The sequence below is a fragment of the Streptomyces sp. NL15-2K genome, assembly GCF_030551255.1.
GTDB lineage: Bacteria > Actinomycetota > Actinomycetes > Streptomycetales > Streptomycetaceae > Streptomyces.
In genome coordinates this window covers 11,114,153-11,136,388 of sequence record NZ_CP130630.1, presented here as the reverse complement: position 1 = coordinate 11,136,388, position 22,236 = coordinate 11,114,153, and the positions used below count along the sequence as shown (strand labels likewise).

Genomic DNA, 22,236 nt, shown 5'->3' with positions numbered 1-22,236 from the left:
GTCCATGGTGTGCCGCGGTGGCGCACCGGTAGCGCGGTCGCTCACGCGGCGACCCGCTCGGCACTGTCCGCCGTGATGCCCTTGGTGGAGGCGATCACGTTCTTCAGCTTCTTGGACAGGGCCTCATAGAACATGCTCAGCGGAAACTCGTCCGGAAGCACGTCATCGACGAGTTTCCTCGGCGGCTGGCTCAGGTCGAGGGCGTCGGGGCCCTTGGCCCACTTGGAGCCCGGGTGCGGGGCGAGGTAGGTGGCGACCAGCTCGTACCCGGCGAACCAGTGGACGAGTTTGGGGCGGTCGATGCCCTCGCGGTAGAGCTTCTCGATCTCGGCGCACAGCTGGTTGGTGACCTGCGGGGCGCGCTGCCAGTCGATGAACAGCTTGTTGTCGGTCCAGCGGACGACGTCGTGCTTGTGGAGGAAGGCGAAGAGGAGCTGGCCGCCGAGGCCGTCGTAGTTGCGCACCCGCTCGCCGGTGACGGGGAAGCGGAACATGCGGTCGAACAGCACGGCGTACTGCACGTCACGGGCCTGCGGGACGCCGTCCGTCTCCAGCTTCACGGCCTCCCTGAAGGCGGTGAGGTCGCAGCGCAGCTCTTCCAGGCCGTACATCCAGAACGGCTGGCGCTGCTTGATCATGAACGGGTCGAACGGCAGGTCGCCGTGGCTGTGGGTGCGGTCGTGGACCATGTCCCACAGCACGAAGGCCTCCTCACAGCGCTTCTGGTCGTCGACCATGGCGGCGACGTCCGCCGGCAGTTCCAGGCCGAGGATGTCGACGGCGGCCGCGGTCACGCGGCGGAAGCGGGCGGCCTCGCGGTCGCAGAAGATGCCGCCCCAGCTGAACCGCTCGGGGGCCTCGCGCACGGCGATGGTCTCGGGGAAGAGGACGGCGGAGTTGGTGTCGTAGCCGGCCGTGAAGTCCTCGAACTTGATGCCGCAGAACAGCGGGTTGTCGTAGCGGGTGCGCTCCAGTTCGGCCAGCCAGTCGGGCCAGACCATGCGCAGGACGACCGCTTCGAGGTTGCGGTCGGGGTTGCCGTTCTGCGTGTACATCGGGAAGACGACCAGGTGCTGGAGTCCGTCCGCACGGTTCGCGGCGGGCTGGAAGGCCAGCAGCGAGTCGAGGAAGTCGGGCACCTTGAAGCCGCCGTCGGCCCAGTGGTGCAGGTCCTTCACGAGGGCCGCGTGGTAGTCGGCGTCGTGCGGGAGCAGCGGGGACAGCTCCTCGACCGCGTGGACGACACGCCGTACGGCGAGTTCGGCGTCCGCCGGGTCCGGGGCGCCCTCGGCCTCGAAGTCGATCGACCCGTCCTTGGACTGCCATGGCCGGATCTGCTCCACGGCATCCTTGAGCACCGGCCACGCCGGGTGCTCCACCACCCGAGTCGCGGGAAGAACCTGCTCCCCCGAAGCCGCCTGCACAAGAATTTCCGTCATGTCCCATCCTCCACTGGAGAACCTCGCGTAAGGAGACCGTATACATACGCGGTTTCTCCCAGCAAGGCGGGACTCAGGAAATTGTCCTGTCCACTCCCCGTAGACACAGAATATTTTCCTGTCCGCCACCGCGATGGCAACTGCTTCCGCTTCACGCGCCCGCCCCCGGCGCAGGCACGGGTCCATCGCCGGGCAGGGCCGTTAGGCTGCGGATCAGCCCGCGTGGCCGCTCCCTGCGGCCCGCGCGGGCCGCCGAGCCGCCGTCGACGGAAGCGAGTTGAACCTTGAACTTCCTTACCATCGGTCACCGCGGAATCATGGGTGTGGAACCCGAGAACACCCTCCGTTCCTTCGTCGCGGCCGAACAGGCCGGCCTCGACGTTCTCGAACTCGATCTGCATCTGAGCAAGGACGACGCCCTGGTCGTCATGCACGACACCCACGTGGACCGCACGACGGACGGCAGCGGCCCGATCGCCGAGCTGACCCTCGCCGAACTGCGGGCCCTGGACGCCGGCCGCGGGGAGCGCGTTCCGGTGTTCGAGGAGGTGCTGGACGCCGTGCGGTCACCGCTTCAGGCCGAGATCAAGGACGTGGCGGCGGCGCGTGCGCTGGCCAAGGTGATGCACGAGCGGGACCTGGTCTCGCGGGTCGAGGTGTCCTCGTTCCACGACGAGGCGATCGCCGAGATCGCCCGGCTGGTGCCCGGTGTACGCACCGCGCTCATCGGCAGCCGGTACGGCACCGACATCGTGGACCGCGCGGTCGAGGCCGGTGCCGCGACCGTCTGCCTGAACATCCGCCGGCTCACCCTGGAGATCGCGGAGCACGCGCGCAAGGCCGACCTGAAGATCATCGGCTGGGTGGTGAACACGCAGGACCACCTGCGGCTCGTACGGGCCCTCGGGCTGGACGGCGCGACCACCGACTACCCGGAGATCAAGCGCACCGGCCGCTTCACCGCATGAACGTCACGCCAGCGGCTTGACCAGCAGCTCGAACTGCAGGTCGTCGCGCTGCGGGATACCGAAGCGCTCATCGCCGTAGGGGAAGGGGGTCATCTCTCCCGTACGGCGGTAGCCGCGGCGCTCGTACCAGGCGATCAGGTCGTTCCGTACGGAGATCACGGTCATGTGCATCTCCTTGGCGCCCCAGGTCTCGCGGGCCGTGCGCTCCGCCTCCGCCATGATCACCTTGCCGAGGCCTCCGCCCTGCTGCTCGGGGCTGACCGCGAACAAACCGAAGTAGGCGTGGTCACCACGGTGTTCGAGCTGACAGCAGGCGACGATCCGCCCGTCGCGCTCGACCGTGAGCAGCCGGCTGCCGGGCGCCTTGATGACGGCCAGCACGCCCTCCTGGTCGGTCCGCTGCCCTTCGAGGATGTCCGCCTCGGTGGTCCACCCGGTGCGGCTGGAGTCCCCCCGGTACGCCGACTCGATCAGCGCGACGAGCGCGTCCGCGTCGGCGTCGGTGGCATCGCGGAAGGTCAGTCCGGGGGCGGTTCCGGTGGCGGCGGTGTCCATGGCTCGGATCTCCGGTTCTTCGGCGCGGCTCGGGCATCGATGAGAGTAACCCGGCCACTAGGCTCCGGGTGCATGGTGCACGTACTGAGTGGCCGGACGTTGCTGCGGCCCACTGATCCGGAACGGTCTCGTGTCTTCTACGGCGAGCAGCTGGGCCTCGCCGTCTACCGCGAGTTCGGAACGGGGGCGGAGCGCGGCACCGTCTACTTCCTCGGCGGCGGCTTCCTGGAGGTCTCCGGCCGGTCCGACACTCCCCCGTCCTCTGCCGTGCGGCTGTGGCTCCAGGTCGAGGACGTGGCCGCGGCGCACGACGAGCTGCGGGCCAAGGGCGTCGAGATCGTGCGGCCGCCGGTGAAGGAGCCGTGGGGGCTGGTCGAGATGTGGATCGCGGATCCGGACGGCACGCCGATCGTGCTGGTGGAGGTGCCGGCGGACCATCCGTTGCGCCGCCGCCCCGGTGTCTGAGTCATCCCGGCCGGTGCTCCCAGCAGCGGTCGGTACGGGTCAGCTCGCGGAAGCCCGCCGAGGTCAGGTGGCCGATCATCGTGCGGTCGGTGGCCGGCTCGTAGGCGAGGAGCCGGTCCACGCCGCACAGGCGCAGCCAGTCGGCGGCCTGGGCGAGGAGCCAGTGCTCCAGGCCCTGGCCGTATTCCGCGGGATCGATGTGCAGGTTGCCGATGTCGGCGAGGCCCGCGGCGCGGGAGTGGCGTTCGGGGCGCGCGAGGGTGGTGTCGACCTCGATGAAGCCCAGGGCGCGGCCGTCGGCGTGCGCCGTGAAACGGGTGCCGCACTCCCCCAGCGTGCGTTCGACGGTGACGCCCGGCCGGTGCTCGCAGGACGGCAGGTCGGCCACGCGCGCGATCAGGATCACCTCGGTGTCCCCGGCGTGCCGGAAGCCCGCGCGTTCGAAGACGGCTCGGATGTGCGGCCAGGTGCGGGGCAGGCCGTAGACGACCGGGGCGGGCACGTCGGCTGACGCGTACCGTGTGCGGACCTTCCAGCGGGCGAGCCGGGCGAGGCAGGCGGTCATCAGCAGATCGGCGGCCTCCTCGGAGTCGGGCCAGAAGGAGGCCGGCGGCTGCCAGACGAACCAGTCGATCTCACCGACGTCCCGGTAGCACTCCCCGACCTCGGCGTCGGCGCGGTAGCGCAGCAGATGGGCCGCCGCCACCACGGAGCCGCGCTGCTCGGCGACGAGGGTGACCCGCTCGCTCACCCACGGGTCGGTGATGGACTCGCCGGGTTGCCGCTCCATCTCGCTGAGGACGGTGTTCACGGAGACGGAGACGCCGGGGACGACGGCGGCGACGTGCGCGTTGATCAGTTCGGTGAGCTGGTCGCGGTCGTCGCGGCGGAAGGGGCGCACCGTGGGCGCGGACATGCGGGACCTCCGGGTCATCGGTGGGTGCTGGAGGCCGCCATGCGGTGCGGTACGGGACCGAGGGTACGGCGGCGGCGGCGCCGGTTCCAGAGGGTTTCGCCGGATGGCCGGTGGCCGGGGCGGGGCTTAGCGTGCTGGAGGGGGTTTCTCAGCGGAAGGGACGCCATGAAGCTCGACAAGCCGGTGACCGGCGGGCCGTGCTGGGCCGAGCTCGGGACCAGTGACCTGGCGGGTGCCAAGCGGTTCTACGAGGAGTTGTTCGGCTGGCGTGCCGAGACGGATCCCCGCCAGGAGGCGGGCGGTTACACCTTCGCGCACCTCGGGGACGCGCCGGTCGCCGCGCTGAGCCCGCTGTACCAGGAGGGGCAGCCCGTCGCGTGGAGCGTGTCGTTCGCCGTGCCGGACGCGGACGCCACTGCGGCGCGGGTGACCGATGCCGGCGGGAGTGTTCTGGTGGGCCCGATGGACGTGTTCGACCTGGGCCGCTTCGCCGTGGTCCGCGATCCGACCGGCGCCGCCTTCCATCTGTGGCAGGCACGGTCCTTCCCGGGCGCCGGGCTGCTCAACGCGCCCGGCTCGCTGGGCTGGGTGGAGCTGCTGACCCGTGCCCCCGAGCGGGCCGTCGACTTCTACACGACGGTGTTCGGCTGGAGCGTCAACGCCTCGGAGCGCTATACCCAGTGGGGCATCGACGGCGCGGACTTCGGCGGCATGGTGACGATGGACGACAAGTTCCCGCACGAGGTGCCGGCGCACTGGCTGCCGTACTTCGCGGTGGAGGAGGTGGACGCGGCGGCGGCCGCGGCGACGGAGGCGGGCGGCGCCGTCCTCATGGAACCCACCGCCGTGCCGGACGGACCGCGGATCGCCGTGCTGCGGGATCCGCAGGCGGCGATGTTCGGTGTGTACCGGGCGGCCGACGAGGGCTGAGCGAGGGAGAGACCCGGGGTGCGGGTGGCCGTCCGAGCCGGGTAGCGTGCGTTCCTCGCCCGCGCCGCCGACGACCCGGCCGTCGTCGGACTCGTCCTGAAGGGCTCCCGAGCCCACGACGGCATGGCCACGGAACACTCCGACCACGACCTGTACGTCGTCCTCACCGACGAGGCCGCCGACAACGGCGACGGCGATGACGCGGTGAGCGACCTCGCCCGTCTTGACGGCCACCGCTCCGCGCGGCTCGACCTCCTCGTCACCACGGTCGAGGACTTCCGCCGGCTCGGGGGCTGGGAACGGTACGCCCTCGCCCGGGCTCGGGTCCTGCTCGACCGGCTCGATGGCGAGATCGCCGAGATCGTCGCCGCCAAGGGGCGTCTGGGCGAGGAAGAGGCGTTCGGTGCCGCCGCCGGCTCGCTGGACGCCTACGCCAACTCGCTCTACCGGTCGGTCAAGAACGCCCGGGACGGCCGTCCGCTCGCCGCCCGGCTGGACGCCGCCGACAGCATGTCGTCCCTGTTGGAGGTGCTGTTCGCCCTCGATCGCCGTCCGCGGCCGTACAACAAGTACCTGGCGTGGGAGCTGGAGAGGTTCCCCTTGCCGGGATGGGAAACGGCCGCCCTGCTGGAGGTGGTCGGCCGGATCGCGGGCTCCGGTGAGGTGGATGTGCAGCGGCGGCTCTTCGCCCGGGTCGAGGACGCGGCACGACGAGCCGGGCACGGCCCCACGCTGGATGCGTGGGGCGAGGACCTTGACCTCATGCGGCCGAGGCGCTCCGGAACAGCGGCGTCACGGTGACTTGGTCGATGACCGGGGCGTGAGCCGAACGCCGGCCGTACTCGTCGCCGATGTCGCCGTCGAAGCCGGGGAGGGTGTCGGCCGTGAAAGTGACCGTGTTGGCGCCCTGGTGCAGCGTGACGGGGATCGAGAGGTTCCAGAAGTTGTTGAAGTGGAAGGTGGTGGGGAACAGCACGCGCTGAGGGCCAACCGCGTTGACGAAGACGTCCGCGTGGCGGCAGACCGGGTCCGGGTTGTAGTGGGTGGCGGGCGCCTGCTCGCCGCTCGCGTAGCGGATCGTCAAGGCGTGGCGTCCGGCGCGCTCCGCCGTGACGGTCAGCGTGAGCGCGTTGTCGTAACCGCCGCCGATGCCGTCCACCGCTTTGCCGCCGGTGGCGTACGAATATCCGGTCACCTTCGCGGTACCGGTCAGGGCGCCTTCCTCGGCGGGGTACGCGGTGGCGGGCAGCAGCCCGCGGGAGGGGCCGACGCGCAGCCGGTCCACCACCAGGCTGTCCGAAGTGCCGGTGACCGTGAGTTTGTTGACGCCCCCGTTCAGGAAGAGGGGGACGGCTCCCCGCTCGACGCGCCCGGCCTTTTCGCCGTTGACCGTCAGCAGGCCCTCGCCCGGGCCGAGCACGTCGACGGTCACGCTCGCCTCGCCGTCGTCGGCCGCGTGCACCCAGAAGGTGACCGTGCCGCCCCTGGGCAGCACGGCGGCGCCGGGCCCCGACGCGCCGAGGTGCGCGTGGCTGACGACCGCGCCGCCGCCGAGCGAGGCGTACTCGGCCTCGTACAGGGCGGTGTCGTCTTCGGTGCGCAGGGTGAGGTCCAGCTTGTCGACGACCGCCTCGCCCTTCGTGACACCGAGGTCCGGGTCCTGTGCGGCGAGGGTGATCCGGTGCCGGCCGGCGGTCAGCTCGACCCGCGTGTCCGCGTGGCCCCACACCGCCCACTTGTAGCCGAGCGGCAGCCGCAGCTCGCGCGGGTCCTCGCCGTCGACGCGCAGGAAGACGTTGGTGGGGCCCTGCTCGCGCACCAGCTCGGCCAGGTTGTAGGAGTTGGCGAACACGCTGACGTCGTACGTCCCGTCCTGCGGGACCTCGACGTCGAAGGCGAGGACGCCGTCGGAACCGGTGCGCAGACCGCCCACGTGGTAGCCGCCGGAAGTGGCGAACCGGTCTACGGCGGACGAAGATCCCTCGGGCCCGTTCTTCGCGTAGCCGCCGCCGGTGTACGTGGCGTCCTCGGCCTCGTACGTCCACCTCCCGCCGACCGAGGACGGCAGGGACGCGGCTCCGTTGCCGCCGGGGGACAGGATGACCTGGTAGGCGGACATCGCGTCGAGGCCGCTCACCTCGAGCGTCACCCGGCCGTCCACGACCGGCAGTTCACCGTCGTACCGGCGCAACGGCTGGGCGCAGGGTCCCACTTGTCCCGTCCACGGGATCTCCTGGAGCCGTATGTGTACGGCCGGACCGAAGACGTCCGGGTCCACGCCCTCGAAGACGACGTCCGCCGGCCCGCCCGCGCCGCCGAACAGGACTCGGGCCTGCCGTTTGTCCCGGTCCAGGGTGGCCAGCCCCTGCAGCGTGTACTGCGCGTTGGGGTGCGGCGCGGTGACCCTGACGGTGTTCCCGGTCAGCTGCCCGTACGCGTTGAACAGCCACCACTGGCCGTTGCCCTTGCCCGCCTCGACCGCCGAGTCGTTGAGGTTGCCGGCGATGTTCCAGTACGCGATGTCGGCGTCGACCTTGGATTCCTCGATCGCGGAGATCCACTGCACCATCTGACCGGGGACGGACACGTGGTAGTTGTGCGCGTACTCGTTGAGGTTGACGGGCAGCGGTCCGATGCCCAGCTCCCGTTCCATCTCCCGGTACTTGGCGACGTTCGTGCGCACCTCGGCCGGTGAGGACAGCTCGTGCCAGGTGATCACGTCGGGCAGGACGTCGTGCGCCTTGGCGAACTCCAGGAAGCCTCTGACCTCGGGGTACAGGATGCTGGTGTTGGGGCCGGCGATGCGGGCGTCGGGGTCGAGGCCCTTGATCAGGCGGTAGGCGTCCTTCCAGGCCGCGAAGTAGTGCCGTGGATCGGTGCGCCAGGAGACCCCGTCATAGCTCCACTCCCCTTCGCCGAACATGTTGCCCTCGGGCTCGTTGAAGGGGACGTACACGACGTGGGACTTGTGGGCGCCCACGGTCAGGACCTGTTCGACCTGGCGGCGGATGATCTCCAGGAATCCGGCGAGCCGTTCCTCGCCGGTGGCGCCGGGCCATTCGTAGGGGAAGCCGCGGTAGAAGTCGGTCAGGTAGACGTAGACGTCCTTGCCGCCCGCCGCGACGAAGGACGGCAGGATCTCCAGGGCGTCGGCGCCGGGGTGCTGGATGCCGTCCTGGGCCTTGGTCGTGACCGTGCGGACGTACATGCCCTCGACCAGCGCGCGGCTGGGGACGCCGTCGCCGTACAGGCCGTAGAGCGTTCCGCTCGCGCCGCCGTGGAAGGGGCCCGTCTCGGCGCCGAGGTCGACGACGAGCTGCTCGGAATCGGAAACGGGGTCGGCGGGGGTCTCGGCTGCCACGGCATCCATCCTTCGTCCGGCATGTCGTACGCCAGTCGATGATCCGAACCGGCCGGGTCGAACGTAAGAAGGAGGCGTCGACCACGTCAATGGGGCACGACCTCCGAGACTTCCGGTACCCGCCCACAGAGGAGTTCAGGCCGGGATGGAGCATCGGTGACCTGCTGTGCTCCCTCGAGTGCTCCCCGTATACACCCTTGCGCTCGCGTGCGCGCCGCACGGCCCGGGCATCGCATCCCTTGACCGACCGTCGAGCGGGGAGGTGGGTGTGCACGGACCGGCTTCGCCCGGCTGGCTGCTGGTGGCGTTGTGCGCGGCGACCGGGGCCTACTGCCTGCTGCGGATGCGCAGCACCGTCGAGGAACAGCGCCGCGCGGCGGGCGGCGAGGCGCTCATGGGCTTCGGTATGGCCGCCATGGCCGTACCGGCGGCGGTGTACACCCCGCCCTCGTGGGCCTGGCCCCTCTACGCGGTCGTCTTCGGCGTGGCCGCGTTGCACGCCCTGTGGGCGGCCCGGGCGAGCGCCCACCACCTGCACCACCTCGTGGGTGCCTCGGCGATGGTCTACATGGCGGTGGTCATGGCCTCCTCCGCCGGGGGGCACACCGGGCACGGTGGTGCCGGGGTCCCCCTGCTGACGGGGGCGCTGCTCCTCTACTTCGCGGGGTACGTGCTGCTGACCGGCGTACGTCTGGTGCCCGTGGCCGCCGGTGGCGGGGCCGGGCGGTGGGGCGACCGGCCGGAGCTGGCGCGGGCGTGCCGGCTGTCGATGGGGATCGCGATGGTGGCCATGCTGCTGACGCTCTGAGGCCGGTGGCGTGGACCGTTGCCGTTGCTGGGGTACGCGACCCTTGCTGCCGTACGCGACCGTTGCTTGCGTCACTTTGGCCGCGCGGTCCGTACGCCTGAGCGGTACGGCACTCATAAGTAAGCTGCCCTCATGATGCTCCCCGCGGCACTGTTGCTGCTCGGCGTTCTGACCGCCGTCGTCGCGCCCCGGCTGCTGGCCCGGGCCGACTGGGCGGACCGTGAACCGGTGGTGGCGCTGTGGGTGTGGCAGTGCGTGGTTGCGGCCGTGCTGGTGTGCTGCGCGTTGGCGATGACGCTCAGCGCGGCGGTGGCCTGGCAGGTGGTGCGCGGCCAGGTGTTCGCCCCGGCGCCGCACGCCGTCGTCGAGGCCTACCCCCTGGGTGCGGCCGCCGGGCCGTGGGCCGCGACGACCGCGGTGGCGCTGGCCTGCGGCGGGGTGTGGAGCGCGGCGATGCTGGTGAGCGAGGTGGTACGGGCGCGTGCCCGGCGTCGGCTGCGCCGGGCCGAACTCCTCGTCCGCGCCCCGCTGTTGCCCGGCGAGGAACCCGGCAGCAGGCTCGTGGTGCTGGAGGGCGAGCGGCCCGACGCCTGGTGGCTGCCGGGTGCGGCGCCCCGGCTCGTCGTCACCACGGCCGCCCTGCGGCGGCTGAAGGGCCGGCAGCTGGACGCCCTCGTCGCCCACGAGGAGGGACACGCCCAGGCCCGGCACGACTGGCTGCTGCACTGCTCGGCCGCGCTGGCCGGCGGGTTCCCCCAGGTGCCGGTGTTCGCCGCGTTCCGCGACGAGATGCACCGCCTGGTCGAACTCGCCGCCGACGACATGGCCTCCCGCCGCTTCGGCCGGCTGACGACCGCGCTGGCCCTGGTGGAACTCAACGAGGACCGGGGCGTGTTCGGCCCTTGCCCGACCCCGCAGGCCCAGGTGCCGCAGCGCGTGCACCGGCTGCTGGCGCCCCCGGACCGGCTCACGGCGGGCCGTCGGCTGCGGCTGACGGCAGCGGCCGCGCTGGTGCCGGTGGTACCGGTCCTGGTGGCGTTCGTACCGGGGCTGCGGGCGCTGGGATGACGCGCGGCGCGGGTTCCTCGGGTGGAGTTCCGAGATCTTCCCAAGATCGCCCCGGACTGGCCTCCTGCCCCACCCGTCGGTGAGGATCGCAGTATGCACACCCCATCCATCGACTCCCCGCCCCGTCCGCCGACCCACCGCACCGCCGCCCGTGCGGCGGGCGTCCTCGCCCTGTGCTCCGCGCTGCTGCTCGCGCTGGTCGCCGCCGAGTGGCACCCCTTGTTCACCCTGGACGGCGACATCTCCCGCACCACCCACCGCTGGGCGGTGGACGAGTCAGGCGTCAGCCATGCCTTCCGCATCCTGACCGACTGGGTGTGGGACCCGTGGACGATGCGGATCCTGTGCGCGGTCGTCGTGGTGTGGCTGGTGTGGCGACGCGCGGCCTGGTGGACGGCCGGATGGCTGGCGCTCGCCTGTGCGCTGGGCACGCTGGTGCAGCAGTCCCTCAAGGCCGTGGTCGATCGGCCGCGGCCCGTCTGGCCCGACCCCGTCGACTCCGCCCATTACGCCGCCTTCCCGTCGGGCCACGCCCTGACGGCCACGGTCGTCTGCGGCCTCCTGCTGTGGCTGCTGCACCGCCACGGCGTCGACCGCGTCCTGTGGCGTACGGCCGTAACAGTCGCCGTGGTCTCCGTCGTCGGCGTCGGTCTGACCCGCGTGTGGCTGGGCGTCCACTGGACCTCGGACGTGGTGGGCGGCTGGCTGCTGGGCGCCCTGGTGGTGGCCCTTGCGGTGGCGGTCCACGAGCGGCAGCGGGCGTGAGCACCCGCCGCTATCGCTATGTGGGCCCGCCCGACCTGAGATCGGCCGTGCGGCCGGGCTCCACGGGCCACGCGGTCCGATACGCCACCGACCTCACCACGTGGCTGACCGGCCGCGGGACGGCCGAACTCTCGGAGCCCTTCACCTACGTCGTCGCCCCGGACGGCCTGCTGCGGCTCGCGCCGCGCAGGAGCGAGCATGTGGCGTGTGCGGGCGGCGGCGACGTGCTGGCCGCGGGCGAGATGGGGTTCCGGCACGTCTCCGCGTGCTGGGCGGTCCATGAGGTCACCAACCAGTCGACCGGCTACTGCCCGGACCTCGACTCCTGGCACGCGGTCGCCCGCGCCCTGGACCGGGCGGGCGTCGCCCACCCCGGCCGCTTCACGCACGAGGTGGTGTTCCGGCGGTGCGAGCGGTGCGGGGAGTGCTCAGTGGTGCGCGAGGGCGACTTCGTCTGCGTCTTCTGCGGTGCTGATCTTCCGGTGGCGTGGAACGTGGCCCCGTAAGATCACCCCATGGCTGCCGTGCTGTTCGACTTCTCGGGAACCCTCTTCCGTATCGAGTCCGCCGAGTCATGGCTGCGGGCCGTGCTCGCCGAGGCCGGACTCTCCCTCACCGAGCCCGAGTTGCTGCGGGCCGCGCAGGGCCTGGAGCGAGTGGGCGCCCTGCCGGGCGGGACCAGTCCCGTACAGGAGATCCCCGACGAGTTCGCCGCCCTCTGGGACATCCGCGACAAGAGCGCCGAGCTGCACCGGGCCGCGTACACCGGCCTCTCCCGCCAAGTGCCGCTCCCCGACCCCGCCTTGTACGACGCGCTGTACGACCGGCACATGACGCCGGCCGCGTGGGCCCCGTATCCCGACGCCTTCGAGGTGCTGCGCACGTTGCGCGAGCGCGGTGTCGGTGTCGGCGTGGTCAGCAACATCGGCTGGGATCTGCGGCCGGTGTTCCGCGACCACGGCCTCGACCCGTACGTCGACACCTACGTCCTGTCGTACGAGCACGGCATCCAGAAGCCCGACCCCCGGCTGTTCGAGACCGCCTGCGTGGCGCTCGGCGCCGATCCGCGGGACGTGGTCATGGTCGGCGACGACCGGCGGGCGGACGGCGGCGCGGCGGCCCTGGGATGCGGGGTGCACTTCGTGGACCACCTGCCGGTGGCGCGGCGGCCGGACGGGCTGCTGCCGGTGCTGGACCTGGTGGACTGACCTCGGCACATGCTCGCCCGCCTCGGACGATCCCCCGCGTCGCCCGAGGCAGACGGCAGCCCGATCAGCCCCTTCACAGGGCCGATCCGGACGCGCTGAGTATAGTTGGCTGGCAGCCAGTCAACGCAGGAGTTACAGGATGTCCCCGCGCAGCGCCTCGGTCAATGAAGAGTTGCGGCGGCGTTCCCGGGAGCGGCTTCTGCAGGCGGCCGTGGAGCTGGTCAGCGAACGCGGGTACGAGGCGACGACGCTCGGCGACATCGCGGACAGAGCGGGCTCGGCGCGCGGTCTGGTGTCGTACTACTTCCCCGGCAAGCGAAGACTGGTGCAGTCCGCCGTGCACCGGCTGATGCACCGCACGCTGGAGGAGGCGCTGGAGCGCGAGCCGCGAACCGAGGACGGCCGGGAGCGGATGGCGCGGGCCATCGACGCGATCCTGGGCCTGGCCCGGGACCAGCCCGTGCTGATGCGCCAGCACATGGCCGGGATCCTGGAGGCCGACGGCTTCGTGCAGTGCCCGGAGCAGCAGCGCCTGTCCCAGCTGCTGCGGGACACCGTCGCCCGCCATGGCACCGAGGACGTCGACGCGGACTACCCCATGCTGCGCGCCCTGCTCATGGGCTCGGTCTTCGCAGCCCTGGTGCCGGGGGTGCCGATGCCGCTTCCCGTGCTGCGGGCGGAGTTGTTCAAGCGGTACCGGCTCGACTGGGAGCTGGGTGTCCCGCCGGACGCCGGGAAGGCGTCCGACGGGACGTGTGACACGGATCTGTCACGGTTCTTCGCGACCGGGGCCGCACCGGAGTGCGGCCCCGACGGCCAGGCGGGCCAGGCCGACCAGATCGATCAAGCCGGACAGACCGATCCGGCCGATCAGTCCGATCAGTCGAAGTAGTCCGGCTGCGTCTGGACGTTGAGTTCGCTCATGCGGACCCACTTCGCCGGGTCCGTGCGCCGGTCGTTGAGCTTCAGTACGTCGAAGCCCTTGGCGATGTCGTTCGAGTAGATGTAGCCGTTGTAGTAGTACGCCGACCAGGAGCCGGCGGTCGTGACCCGGTCGGTGGTCAGCGGGCCGCGTTCGAAGTAGGCGATCTCCTTGGGCTTCGAGGAGTCCGTGAAGTCCCAGACGGAGACGCCGCCCTGATACCAGGCCTGGACCATGAGGTCCTTGCCCTTGACCGGGATCAGCGATCCGTTGTGGGCCACGCAGACCTCGGTGTCCGCCTGGTGACGGTCGATCTTGAAGTAGCTGCGGAAGACCAGCTTGCGCTTGTCACCCTTGCCCACGATGTCGTAGATGCCGTCGGCGCCGCGGTTGGGACCGATCTCCGCGTTGCAGGTGGCCGCACCGCCGCCGCCCAGCTCGTCGGTGAACACGACCTTGTTCGCCTTCTGGTTGAAGGTCGCCGAGTGCCAGAACGCGAAGTTCACGTTGTCCTGCACCTGGTCGATGACCTTCGGACGCTCCGGGTCCTCGATGGAGAACAGGATGCCGTCGCCCATGCAGGCGCCCGCCGCCAGGTCCTTGGACGGCAGGACCGTGATGTCGTGGCAGCCGGTGGTCTTGGAGACGCCCGGGTTGGTCGGCGCACCGGGGTTGCCGCCGCCGTCGGGGCCGTCACCGGGGAAGAGCACCGGGAAGCCCACGACCGCCGCCTTCTCGGGCGCGCTGCGCGGCACCTTGATGACCGAGAGCCCGTCGTGCGGCGGCTGGCAGTCCGGGTACGCGGCGTTCGGCGAGTACGAGGACACGTAGATGTAGACGTTCCTGCGCTCGGGCACCAGCGTGTGGGTGTGCGAGCCGCAGGCGGTCTCGACGGCGGCGACGTACTTCGGGTTCTTCTTGTCGCTGATGTCGAAGACCTTCATGCCCTCCCACGACGACTTCTCGGTCGCGGGCTGCGTGGTGCTGTTGCAACTGCTGTCGCTGCGCGAGGAGTCGGTGGACAGGAACAGCAGGTTCCCGGAGACGGAGATGTCGTTCTGCGAGCCCGGACACAGGACCTGGGCGACGGTCTTCGGCGCCTTCGGGTTGCTGATGTCGAAGATGCGGAAGCCGTCGTAGTTCCCGGCGTAGGCGTACTTGCCCTGGAAGGCCAGGTCGGAGTTGGTGCCGGGCAGGACGTCCTTGGGGACGTTGACGACGTGTTCGATGTTGGCGGAGTGGACGATCTCGTCCTGGCCCGGTATCTCGCCCTCGGCGATCGCCGACCGGACCTGGGCCTCGGTGCTCTTGGACACCTCCTTACTCGTGGCCGGCTTGTCCCCGGGGTCGGGGGTCGCGGCCGCCGGGCTGGCCGTCAGTAACGCGGCCAGGAGTCCGACGGCTGTCGCGGCAACTCCCAGGCGTCTGTGCCTGGTTCGGGGGTCCTTCAGGATCACTGGTTCCTCCCTGGTGCCGTTCTCGTGGGAACGGATCACGTACCCACGAAGTATCTTCTTCACCATGCACATATCAACAGGGGGCAACGAACATGTAATAAAGGTTTTTGATCAGTCACGCGCGGAAGCGTGCTAGGACGGTCTTCGACACTCACGAGGTGTCCGACGCCTGACGAGGCGTCTCTCAACCCGCCTGCCACAGGAGGTCGTTGTGCTCATCCGCCGTGCGTCCCGCGTGCCCCTGGCCGTGGCCTCGCTGGCCGCCCTGGCCGTACTCGGTGCCGGGGGCTGCGATTCCGGATCGGACGCGAAGCCGGCCGCCGAGACCGGCCCGTCGGTCCTCGTGCCGGGCAAGCCCGGTGAGGCGAACCGGAAGATGTCCGCCGAGGACGCGGCGCGGCAGCGCACCGACGACGACTCCCCCAACTCCGCGGACGTCTCCTACGCGCGGATGATGATCGAGCACCACGCCCAGGCACTGGAGATGACCGAACTGGTCCCGGACCGCGCCGAGTCAGCGAAGGTCAAGGCGCTCGCCGAACGGATCGCGGCCGCACAGAAGCCGGAGATCGCCGGCATGCGGGGCTGGCTCAAGGAGCACGGCAAGGACGACAAGGGCACGGGCCACGAGCACGCCACGATGCCCGGGATGGCCACCGAGGCCCAGCTGAAGAAGTTGCGCTCGGCCCGGGGGGAGGCCTTCGACCAGCTCTTCCTCACGCTGATGATCACTCACCACCAGGGCGCGATCACCATGGCCACGGACGTGAAGGGGCAGGGCAACAACGTCCGGATCGAGGAGATGGCCGACGACGTGATCGCACAGCAGACCAGCGAGATCACGCGGATGCGGGACATGGTGTGACCGGTTACCGGTAACCGGCCCGCTCGTGGGACCGGTTACCGGTAACCGGCCCGCTCAGCGCCGCGCGTGACGTGGTGCCAGGAAGCCCGCGTCACGCGCCTGGGCGATGAGCCGGAGCGACATGCGGCGGCTGTGCCCGGTCGCGCACATCACCGCGAGGACCGGATCGGCGCCCTCCTCCTGGGCCGTGCGGTACTCCTGGGCGGCCAGCCACCGCCCCTCGACGCCGTGCGGCCACGCGGGGCGGGCGCGGCGCGATCCGGCCGCCTCCGGGGCAGGCTCCGGCCCGCCTCCGCAGGCCTCGGCGAGAGGGCCCTCGATCCAGTCCGCGAGCGCCGCCAGGTCATCGAGGGACAGCGCCGGCTGGGCCCGGACGTCCTCGATGGAGACGCACCCCTCGCACATCACGGCGAGCACGTCGACCCGGGCGCCGTCGGTGAACGCCAGCCGGACGTCGAACCACGACGTCGCTCCCCCGTCCTCCTGCACTTCCCACGCGGACCACACGGACACGGTGCCGTCCGTCGGAGAACGATCAGAAAGGTCAAGAAATGATGCTTCGAGCACACACGCAACGTAACCGCATGATCACATTCCACACGAACGGACACGCACGCCCGTCCGGCGCACAGCACCCTGTCAGCGGAGCGGCAGCGGTGCGATGCTGGAAGTACCAGCGATCTCCTCCGACCCCGGACAAGGAGTTCCGCCGTGCTGCATGTCGCCGTCGTCGGCTCCGGGCCGAGCGGGTGCTACACCGCCCAGAGCCTCGTACAGCAGGATTCCGAGACGCTCGTCGACGTCCTGGACCGGCTGCCGTGCCCGTACGGCCTGGTGCGGTACGGCGTGGCACCGGACCACGAGAAGATCAAGTCGCTGCAGAACAATCTGCGGACCGTCCTGGAGCACGAGCGGGTGCGGTTCCTCGGAGGCGTTCAGGTCGGCCCCGGCGGGGTGCCGGCCGCGCGGCTGCGCGAGCTGTACCACGCCGTCGTGTACTGCGTGGGCGCCGCCACCGACCGGCACCTCGGGATTCCCGGGGAGGACCTGCCGGGCAGCTGGTCGGCGACCGAGTTCGTGTCCTGGTACAGCGCCCATCCGGACGCCGCCGCCGACGGTTTCGTGCTGGGCGCACGGTCGGCCGTCGTCATCGGGGTCGGGAACGTCGCCGTGGACGTCACCCGGATGCTGGCGCGGGGCCCGGCGGAGCTGACCCCCACCGACATGCCGCAGGCGGCGCTCACCGCGCTGGCCGCCAGCCGGGTGACCGACATCAGCATGGTGGGGCGGCGAGGCCCCTCGCAGGCCCGCTTCACCACCAAGGAGCTGCGCGAGCTGGGCACCCTGCCGGACACCGAAGTGGCCGTGGATCCGGCGGAGGCGGCGTCGGATCCGGCGTACGTCGACCCTTCCGCGCTGCCCGCCGCGCAGCGCCGCAACGTGGAGGTGCTGCGCGGCTGGGCGGAGTCCGAGTCGCGGGCCGCGTCGCGCCGGATCCGGCTGCGCTTCTTCCTGCGTCCCGTCGAACTGCTCGCCGACGGAGGGCGCGTGGGAGCGGTGCGCTTCGAGCGGACGGCGCCGGACGGACAGGGCGGGGTGACGGGCACGGGCCGGTACGAGGACATCGAGGCGCAGCTGGTGCTGCGGTCGGTGGGCTATCGCGGTGTGCCGCTGGAGGGCTTGCCGTTCGACGCGGCGCGCGGCACCGTTCCGCAGCTGGCCGGGCGGGTGCTGCGCGACGGCCTCGTCGCGCCGGGCGAGTACGTGGCCGGCTGGATCAAGCGGGGCCCGACCGGCGTCATCGGCACCAACCGGCCCGACGCCAAGGAGACGGTGACCTCCCTGCTCGAGGACGCCTCCGTGCTCGTACAAAGGGATCTGCCCGGCGACCCGCTCGCGGCACTGCGCGCCGAGGGGATCGAACCGGTCGAGTGGGCCGGGTGGTGCGCCATCGAGCGGGCGGAGGCGGAGCTCGGGGCCTCACTCGGGCGGAGCGTGGTCAAGCTGCCCGACTGGGAGTCACTGCTGGCGGCGGCGCGGACGGAAGCCTCCTAGGACCTGCCGGCAGGACAGGCCCCAGCAGAGTCGGCGGCCATTGAGTGGGCATGACACAAAGCGGCAACACCCCAGCAATCAACAAACTGTTCAAGCCGCTTACGGTCTCATGTTGTTCGATCGTCCCCGCTCGTCCGCCGCTCTGGAGCGCCCATGGCAACCACCACCCCCGTGCATCCCGTAGACGAGGTCCCACCCGTACGGCAGCTGGCCGCCTTCGGTCTGCAGCACGTGCTCGCGATGTACGCGGGCGCGGTGGCCGTTCCGCTGATCGTCGGCGGGGCGATGAAGCTGTCGGCCGCGGACCTGGCCTATCTGATCACCGCCGATCTGCTCGTGTGCGGCATCGCCACGCTCATCCAGTGCATCGGGTTCTGGCGCTTCGGCGTGCGGTTGCCGATCATGCAGGGTTGTACGTTCGCGGCCGTGTCGCCGATGGTCCTCATCGGTACGACCGGTGGCGGACTGCCCGCGATCTACGGCTCGGTGATCGTCGCAGGGCTCGCGATCGTGCTGCTCGCGCCGGTCTTCGGGAAGCTGCTGCGTTTCTTCCCGCCGCTCGTCACGGGCACGGTGATCCTGATCATCGGCATCTCGCTGCTGCCGGTCGCGGGCAACTGGGTGGCGGGCGGCGCCGGTGCGGAGGACTTCGGGGAGCCGAAGAACATCGCGCTGGCCGCCTTCGTGCTCGCGGTGGTGCTGGGCGTGCAGCGGTTCGCGCCGGTCTTCCTGAGCCGGATCGCGGTGCTGATCGGTATCGCGGTGGGTCTGGCGGTCGCCGTCCACTTCGGGTTCACGGACTTCGGCGGGGTCGGGGACGCCGACTGGGTCGGGATCAGCACGCCGTTCCACTTCGGTGCGCCCGCCTTCGAGGCGTCGGCGATCATCTCCATGCTGGTGGTGGCGCTGGTGACGATGACCGAGACCACGGGCGACTTCATCGCGGTCGGCGAGATGACCGGACGGAAGGTCGAGCCGCGCTCCCTGTCGGACGGCCTGCGCGCCGACGGCCTGTCGACCGTCCTCGGCGGCGTCTTCAACACGTTCCCGTACACGGCGTACGCGCAGAACGTCGGCCTCGTCGGCATGACGCACGTCCGCAGCCGCTGGGTCGTCGCCACCGCGGGCGGCATCCTCGTCCTGCTCGGTCTGCTGCCCAAGCTGGGCGCGGTGGTCGCGGCCATTCCGGCGCCGGTCCTCGGCGGCGCGGGTCTGGTGATGTTCGGGACGGTCGCGGCGAGCGGCCTGAGGACTCTGACCCAGGTGGACTTCAAGGGCAACAACAACCTGACCGTGGTCGCCGTGTCGGTGGCCATGGGCGTACTGCCGGTCGGAGTGCCGACGATCTACGAGAAGTTCCCGGACTGGTTCCAGACGGTGATGAACAGCGGCATCAGCGCGGGCTGCCTGACGGCGATCGTGCTGAACCTGCTGTTCAACCACCTGCCGGCGAAGGCGGGTTCAGCCGGTTCCTCCGATTCAGCTGATTCAACCGGGGTTTCAGCCGGTTCAGCCGCCGAGGCGGACGGCCTGCCGGTCGGCGGCGGCGAGCAGACGGTCGAGAAGCCCCGGGAAGAGATCGTCTAGGTCCTCCCGGCGCAGGCCGTTCATCTTGGCCGTGCCCCGGTAGATCTGCCGGATCACCCCTGCCGCACGCAGCACCCGGAAGTGGTGCGTGGTGGTGGACTTCGTCACGGGCAGATCGAAGTGCGAACAGGAGAGCTCGTCGCCGTCGGCGGCGAGCTCTCGCACGATCCGCAGCCGCATGGGATCGGACAGCGCGTGCAGAACGGATTCCAGCCGGATCTCCTCGCGCGCCGGGTGCGGGAGGTCACGGCTGCTGACGGCGGGAGAGGTCACGGCGGGTCCACTTTCCTCGGGGACCTTCATTGTACGAGATCCCTCGTAGTTTGACATCTGACGTACTACGACGTTTATCGTAGAAGCCGACACCGGCCCCGTGACGAATGGAGTCCGCCGTGAGCGCGCTCTTCGAGCCCTACACCCTGCGCGATGTGACGATCCCCAACCGGGTGTGGATGCCCCCGATGTGCCAGTACTCGGCCGCACCCGAAGGGCCGGACATCGGCGCTCCCACCGACTGGCACTTCGCGCACTACGCGGCGCGCGCGGCGGGCGGCACCGGCCTGATCGTCGTCGAGGCCACCGCCGTCAGCCCCGAGGGCCGGATCTCCCCCTACGACCTCGGCATCTGGAACGACACCCAGGTCGAGGCGTTCCGCCGGATCACGCGCTTCCTGACGGACCAGGGCTCGGTTCCGGCCATCCAGCTGGCGAACGCCGGCCGCAAGGCCTCGACCGACCAGCCCTGGAAGGGTGGCGCGCCGGTCGGGCCGGACGCCCATGGATGGCAGCCGCTGGGACCGAGCCCGGTCGCGTTCGACGAGCGGCACCCGGTGCCGACCGAGCTGACGGTCGCCCGGATCCAGGAGATCGTCGGCCAGTTCGCGGACGCGGCCCGCCGTGCGCTCGACGCCGGGTTCGAGATCGCCGAGATCCACGGCGCCCACGGCTACCTGATCGGCAACTTCCTTTCCCCGCACTCCAACCACCGCACCGACGCCTACGGCGGCTCGTACGAGAACCGCACCCGTTTCGCCCTCGAGGTCGTCGACGCCGTACGGGAGGTGTGGCCGGACGACAAGCCGCTGTTCTTCCGCATCTCGGCGACGGACTGGCTCCAGGAGGGCGGCTGGACCCCCGACGACACGGTCCGCTTCGCCCGGGACCTCCAGGCGCACGGCATCGACCTCCTGGACGTCTCCTCCGGCGGCAACGCCTCCGGCGTCCGCATCCCGACCGGCCCGGGCTACCAGGTGCCCTTCGCCGCCAGGGTCAAGGAAGAGACCACGCTTCCGGTCGCCGCGGTCGGCCTGATCACCGAGGTCGAACAGGCCGAGAAGATCCTGGCCAACGACGAGGCCGACGCCGTACTCCTGGGCCGCGAACTGCTGCGCAACCCGTCATGGGCACGGCTCGCGGCGCGCGAGCTGGGCGGGGACGTGCACGTGCCGGACCAGTACCACCGGTCGGTCTGATCAGCGCCGGGGCCGGGTGGCCCGGAAGCCGCTTCTTCCGGTCCACCCGAGCCCACTGGGGTCAACTCCCCGTGCAGGCCTTTCCGTTCAGCGTGAACGCGCCAGGTGCCGCGCTGTTGCCGGTATGGCTCGCCTGGTAGCCGATGGTCACGCTCGCGTTCGGAGCGAGCGTGCCGTTGTACGTGGCGTTGGTGGCCGTCACCGAGCCGGACGACGGGGTGTACGTGGCGCCCCAGCCGTTGGTGACGGTCTGGCCGGTGGGCAGGGTGAAGCCGAGCTGCCAGCCGTTGATCGAGCTCGTACCGGTGTTGGTGATCGTGACCGAGGCGGTGAGGCCGGTGCTCCAGGCATTGGTCGTGGCGGTCACCTTGCAGGCGCCGGGCTGGGGTTGGGGCGACGGACCGGAGCTGTCCAGGCCGAAGAAGGTGAGCGCGCGATCCGCCATGCCCCAGGCGTACAGGTTGTGGCCGACGCCCTGGAGGCTGATCGCCTCGACGGGGGCCCGGTCACCGCTGGCGCCGTAGCGGGTGCGGATCCAGCCGGAGACGGGCGAGTCGGTGGCCGCGGGGGTCTGGCTGACACCGAGCACGTTCGTCCACTGCTTGATCTCCTCCTCGAAGTTGGGGTAGCGCAGGACGTCGTCCTGGGTGCCGTGCCACACCTGCATCCGCGGTCTGGGGCCCGTGTAGCCGGGGTAGGCGGCGCGGGCGAGGTCGCCCCACTGCTGCGGGGTGCGGGTCACCGTGCCGTTCGCACAGGCGCTGTTCCACTCCGAGCCGTCGGCGGTGGCGAAGCAGCCGAAGGGCACGCCGGAGAACGCGGCGCCCGCCGCGAACACGTCCGGGTAGTCGCCGAGCAGGACGTTCGTCATCATCGCGCCGGAGGAGATGCCGGTGGCGAAGATCTTGCCCGTGTCGGCGGAGTAGGTGCGGGTGACCCAGTCGACCATCGACTTGATGCCGACCGGATCGCTGCCGCCGCCCCGCTTCAGCGCCTGCGGCGAGGCGACGTCGAAGCACTTGCTGGCGCGGGTGACCGACGGGTACACGACGATGAACCCGTGGCGGTCGGCCAGTTGGGCCCACTCGGTGCCGGAGTGCATGGCCGGTCCGGAGCCCGTGCAGTAGTGCACGGCCACCACGACCGCCGGGCGCGGGGTGACGTTGTCCGGCACGTACAGGTACATCTGAAGGTTGCTGGGGTTGGTCCCGAAGTTCGTGACCTCGGTGAGCGTCGCGGTGGGCACCGCCTCGGCCGGCCGGGGGTCGGCCGCGGCCGTGGGCGCGGTGAGCACGGTGGCCGCGAGCAACGGCACCAGCGCTCCGAGGAGGGCCACGAGCACCGAACGCAGCGGTCTTCTCGTGGTGTTGCGGGGGGTGTTGGACACGTCCTTGT

The 22,236-nt window shown here is 70.8% G+C and carries 22 protein-coding genes; 14 read left to right on the top strand and 8 right to left on the bottom strand.

The genetic code is table 11. The annotated features are described in order from the left end of the window. Window positions 1-41: 41 nt before the first annotated feature. A complete protein-coding gene (locus Q4V64_RS48680; RefSeq protein ID WP_124444498.1) occupies window positions 42-1,439 on the bottom strand; it encodes a DUF6421 family protein in 1,398 nt (465 codons plus the stop codon). A gap of 284 nt (window positions 1,440-1,723) precedes the next feature. Here Q4V64_RS48680 and Q4V64_RS48675 point away from each other — a divergent pair, with 284 nt between their 5' ends. Further along, window positions 1,724-2,407: a glycerophosphodiester phosphodiesterase family protein gene (locus Q4V64_RS48675; protein ID WP_124444497.1), complete on the top strand. Its 684-nt coding sequence runs from the start codon at window positions 1,724-1,726 to the stop codon at window positions 2,405-2,407. Window positions 2,408-2,410: 3 nt separating this feature from the next. Here the strand turns inward: Q4V64_RS48675 and Q4V64_RS48670 are convergent, their stop codons facing one another. Next, window positions 2,411-2,962: a GNAT family N-acetyltransferase gene (locus Q4V64_RS48670; protein ID WP_124444496.1), complete on the bottom strand. Its 552-nt coding sequence runs from the start codon at window positions 2,960-2,962 to the stop codon at window positions 2,411-2,413. Window positions 2,963-3,034: 72 nt separating this feature from the next. On the opposite strand from Q4V64_RS48670, the gene Q4V64_RS48665 reads away from it, so the two are divergent. Next, on the top strand, window positions 3,035-3,427 hold the full coding sequence (locus tag Q4V64_RS48665) for a VOC family protein (protein WP_124444495.1): 393 nt from the start codon (window positions 3,035-3,037) through the stop codon (window positions 3,425-3,427). A 1-nt stretch (window position 3,428) separates the two neighbouring features. Here the strand turns inward: Q4V64_RS48665 and Q4V64_RS48660 are convergent, their stop codons facing one another. Then, complete coding sequence (locus Q4V64_RS48660; RefSeq protein ID WP_124444494.1) at window positions 3,429-4,343, bottom strand: N-acetyltransferase; 915 nt, start codon at window positions 4,341-4,343, stop codon at window positions 3,429-3,431. Between the two features lie 165 nt (window positions 4,344-4,508). Here Q4V64_RS48660 and Q4V64_RS48655 point away from each other — a divergent pair, with 165 nt between their 5' ends. Beyond that, complete coding sequence (locus Q4V64_RS48655; RefSeq protein WP_172629526.1) at window positions 4,509-5,273, top strand: VOC family protein; 765 nt, start codon at window positions 4,509-4,511, stop codon at window positions 5,271-5,273. A 123-nt stretch (window positions 5,274-5,396) separates the two neighbouring features. Next, window positions 5,397-6,074 (top strand): hypothetical protein, encoded by a 678-nt coding sequence (locus tag Q4V64_RS48650; protein WP_253267386.1) that lies wholly within the window; start codon window positions 5,397-5,399, stop codon window positions 6,072-6,074. On the opposite strand, the gene Q4V64_RS48645 is transcribed toward Q4V64_RS48650, so the two are convergent. After that, window positions 6,034-8,643, bottom strand: a complete 2,610-nt coding sequence (locus Q4V64_RS48645; RefSeq protein ID WP_124444493.1) for a cellulosome protein — start codon at window positions 8,641-8,643, stop codon at window positions 6,034-6,036. The genes Q4V64_RS48650 and Q4V64_RS48645 overlap by 41 nt on opposite strands. A gap of 259 nt (window positions 8,644-8,902) precedes the next feature. Between Q4V64_RS48645 and Q4V64_RS48640 the strand changes: the two genes are divergently transcribed. The 6 genes from Q4V64_RS48640 to Q4V64_RS48615 all read left to right on the top strand — a co-directional run bounded on the left by Q4V64_RS48640 (window position 8,903) and on the right by Q4V64_RS48615 (window position 13,375). Continuing rightward, window positions 8,903-9,442, top strand: a complete 540-nt coding sequence (locus Q4V64_RS48640; protein ID WP_124444492.1) for a DUF5134 domain-containing protein — start codon at window positions 8,903-8,905, stop codon at window positions 9,440-9,442. Between the two features lie 132 nt (window positions 9,443-9,574). After that, window positions 9,575-10,510, top strand: coding sequence for a M56 family metallopeptidase (locus Q4V64_RS48635; protein ID WP_124444491.1), 936 nt, complete (start codon window positions 9,575-9,577; stop codon window positions 10,508-10,510). A gap of 93 nt (window positions 10,511-10,603) precedes the next feature. Continuing rightward, a complete protein-coding gene (locus tag Q4V64_RS48630) occupies window positions 10,604-11,275 on the top strand; it encodes a phosphatase PAP2 family protein (protein WP_124444490.1) in 672 nt (223 codons plus the stop codon). Next, entirely contained in the window at window positions 11,272-11,781 is a 510-nt protein-coding gene (locus tag Q4V64_RS48625; protein WP_124444489.1) for a hypothetical protein, read from the top strand. Before Q4V64_RS48630 ends, Q4V64_RS48625 begins: the two co-directional genes overlap by 4 nt. A gap of 9 nt (window positions 11,782-11,790) precedes the next feature. Next, window positions 11,791-12,483, top strand: coding sequence for an HAD-IA family hydrolase (locus tag Q4V64_RS48620; protein WP_124444488.1), 693 nt, complete (start codon window positions 11,791-11,793; stop codon window positions 12,481-12,483). A gap of 139 nt (window positions 12,484-12,622) precedes the next feature. Then, window positions 12,623-13,375 (top strand): TetR/AcrR family transcriptional regulator, encoded by a 753-nt coding sequence (locus tag Q4V64_RS48615; protein WP_124444487.1) that lies wholly within the window; start codon window positions 12,623-12,625, stop codon window positions 13,373-13,375. On the opposite strand, the gene Q4V64_RS48610 is transcribed toward Q4V64_RS48615, so the two are convergent. After that, window positions 13,363-14,928, bottom strand: coding sequence for a hypothetical protein (locus Q4V64_RS48610; protein WP_124444486.1), 1,566 nt, complete (start codon window positions 14,926-14,928; stop codon window positions 13,363-13,365). The two genes, Q4V64_RS48615 and Q4V64_RS48610, sit on opposite strands and share 13 nt — an antisense overlap. Window positions 14,929-15,073: 145 nt before the next feature. Here Q4V64_RS48610 and Q4V64_RS48605 point away from each other — a divergent pair, with 145 nt between their 5' ends. Further along, on the top strand, window positions 15,074-15,727 hold the full coding sequence (locus Q4V64_RS48605) for a DUF305 domain-containing protein (RefSeq protein ID WP_253267385.1): 654 nt from the start codon (window positions 15,074-15,076) through the stop codon (window positions 15,725-15,727). Window positions 15,728-15,781: 54 nt separating this feature from the next. Here the strand turns inward: Q4V64_RS48605 and Q4V64_RS48600 are convergent, their stop codons facing one another. After that, window positions 15,782-16,240: a DUF6214 family protein gene (locus Q4V64_RS48600; protein WP_124444485.1), complete on the bottom strand. Its 459-nt coding sequence runs from the start codon at window positions 16,238-16,240 to the stop codon at window positions 15,782-15,784. Window positions 16,241-16,438: 198 nt separating this feature from the next. On the opposite strand from Q4V64_RS48600, the gene Q4V64_RS48595 reads away from it, so the two are divergent. Beyond that, entirely contained in the window at window positions 16,439-17,782 is a 1,344-nt protein-coding gene (locus Q4V64_RS48595; RefSeq protein ID WP_124444484.1) for an FAD-dependent oxidoreductase, read from the top strand. Window positions 17,783-17,935: 153 nt separating this feature from the next. Beyond that, entirely contained in the window at window positions 17,936-19,369 is a 1,434-nt protein-coding gene (locus tag Q4V64_RS48590; protein WP_124444483.1) for a nucleobase:cation symporter-2 family protein, read from the top strand. On the opposite strand, the gene Q4V64_RS48585 is transcribed toward Q4V64_RS48590, so the two are convergent. Then, a complete protein-coding gene (locus Q4V64_RS48585; protein WP_124444482.1) occupies window positions 19,292-19,642 on the bottom strand; it encodes a helix-turn-helix transcriptional regulator in 351 nt (116 codons plus the stop codon). The genes Q4V64_RS48590 and Q4V64_RS48585 overlap by 78 nt on opposite strands. Before the next feature lie 119 nt (window positions 19,643-19,761). Between Q4V64_RS48585 and Q4V64_RS48580 the strand changes: the two genes are divergently transcribed. Continuing rightward, entirely contained in the window at window positions 19,762-20,841 is a 1,080-nt protein-coding gene (locus Q4V64_RS48580; protein ID WP_124444481.1) for an NADH:flavin oxidoreductase/NADH oxidase, read from the top strand. A 61-nt stretch (window positions 20,842-20,902) separates the two neighbouring features. Here the strand turns inward: Q4V64_RS48580 and Q4V64_RS48575 are convergent, their stop codons facing one another. Continuing rightward, complete coding sequence (locus tag Q4V64_RS48575; protein ID WP_124444480.1) at window positions 20,903-22,228, bottom strand: PHB depolymerase family esterase; 1,326 nt, start codon at window positions 22,226-22,228, stop codon at window positions 20,903-20,905. Window positions 22,229-22,236 lie beyond the last annotated feature (8 nt).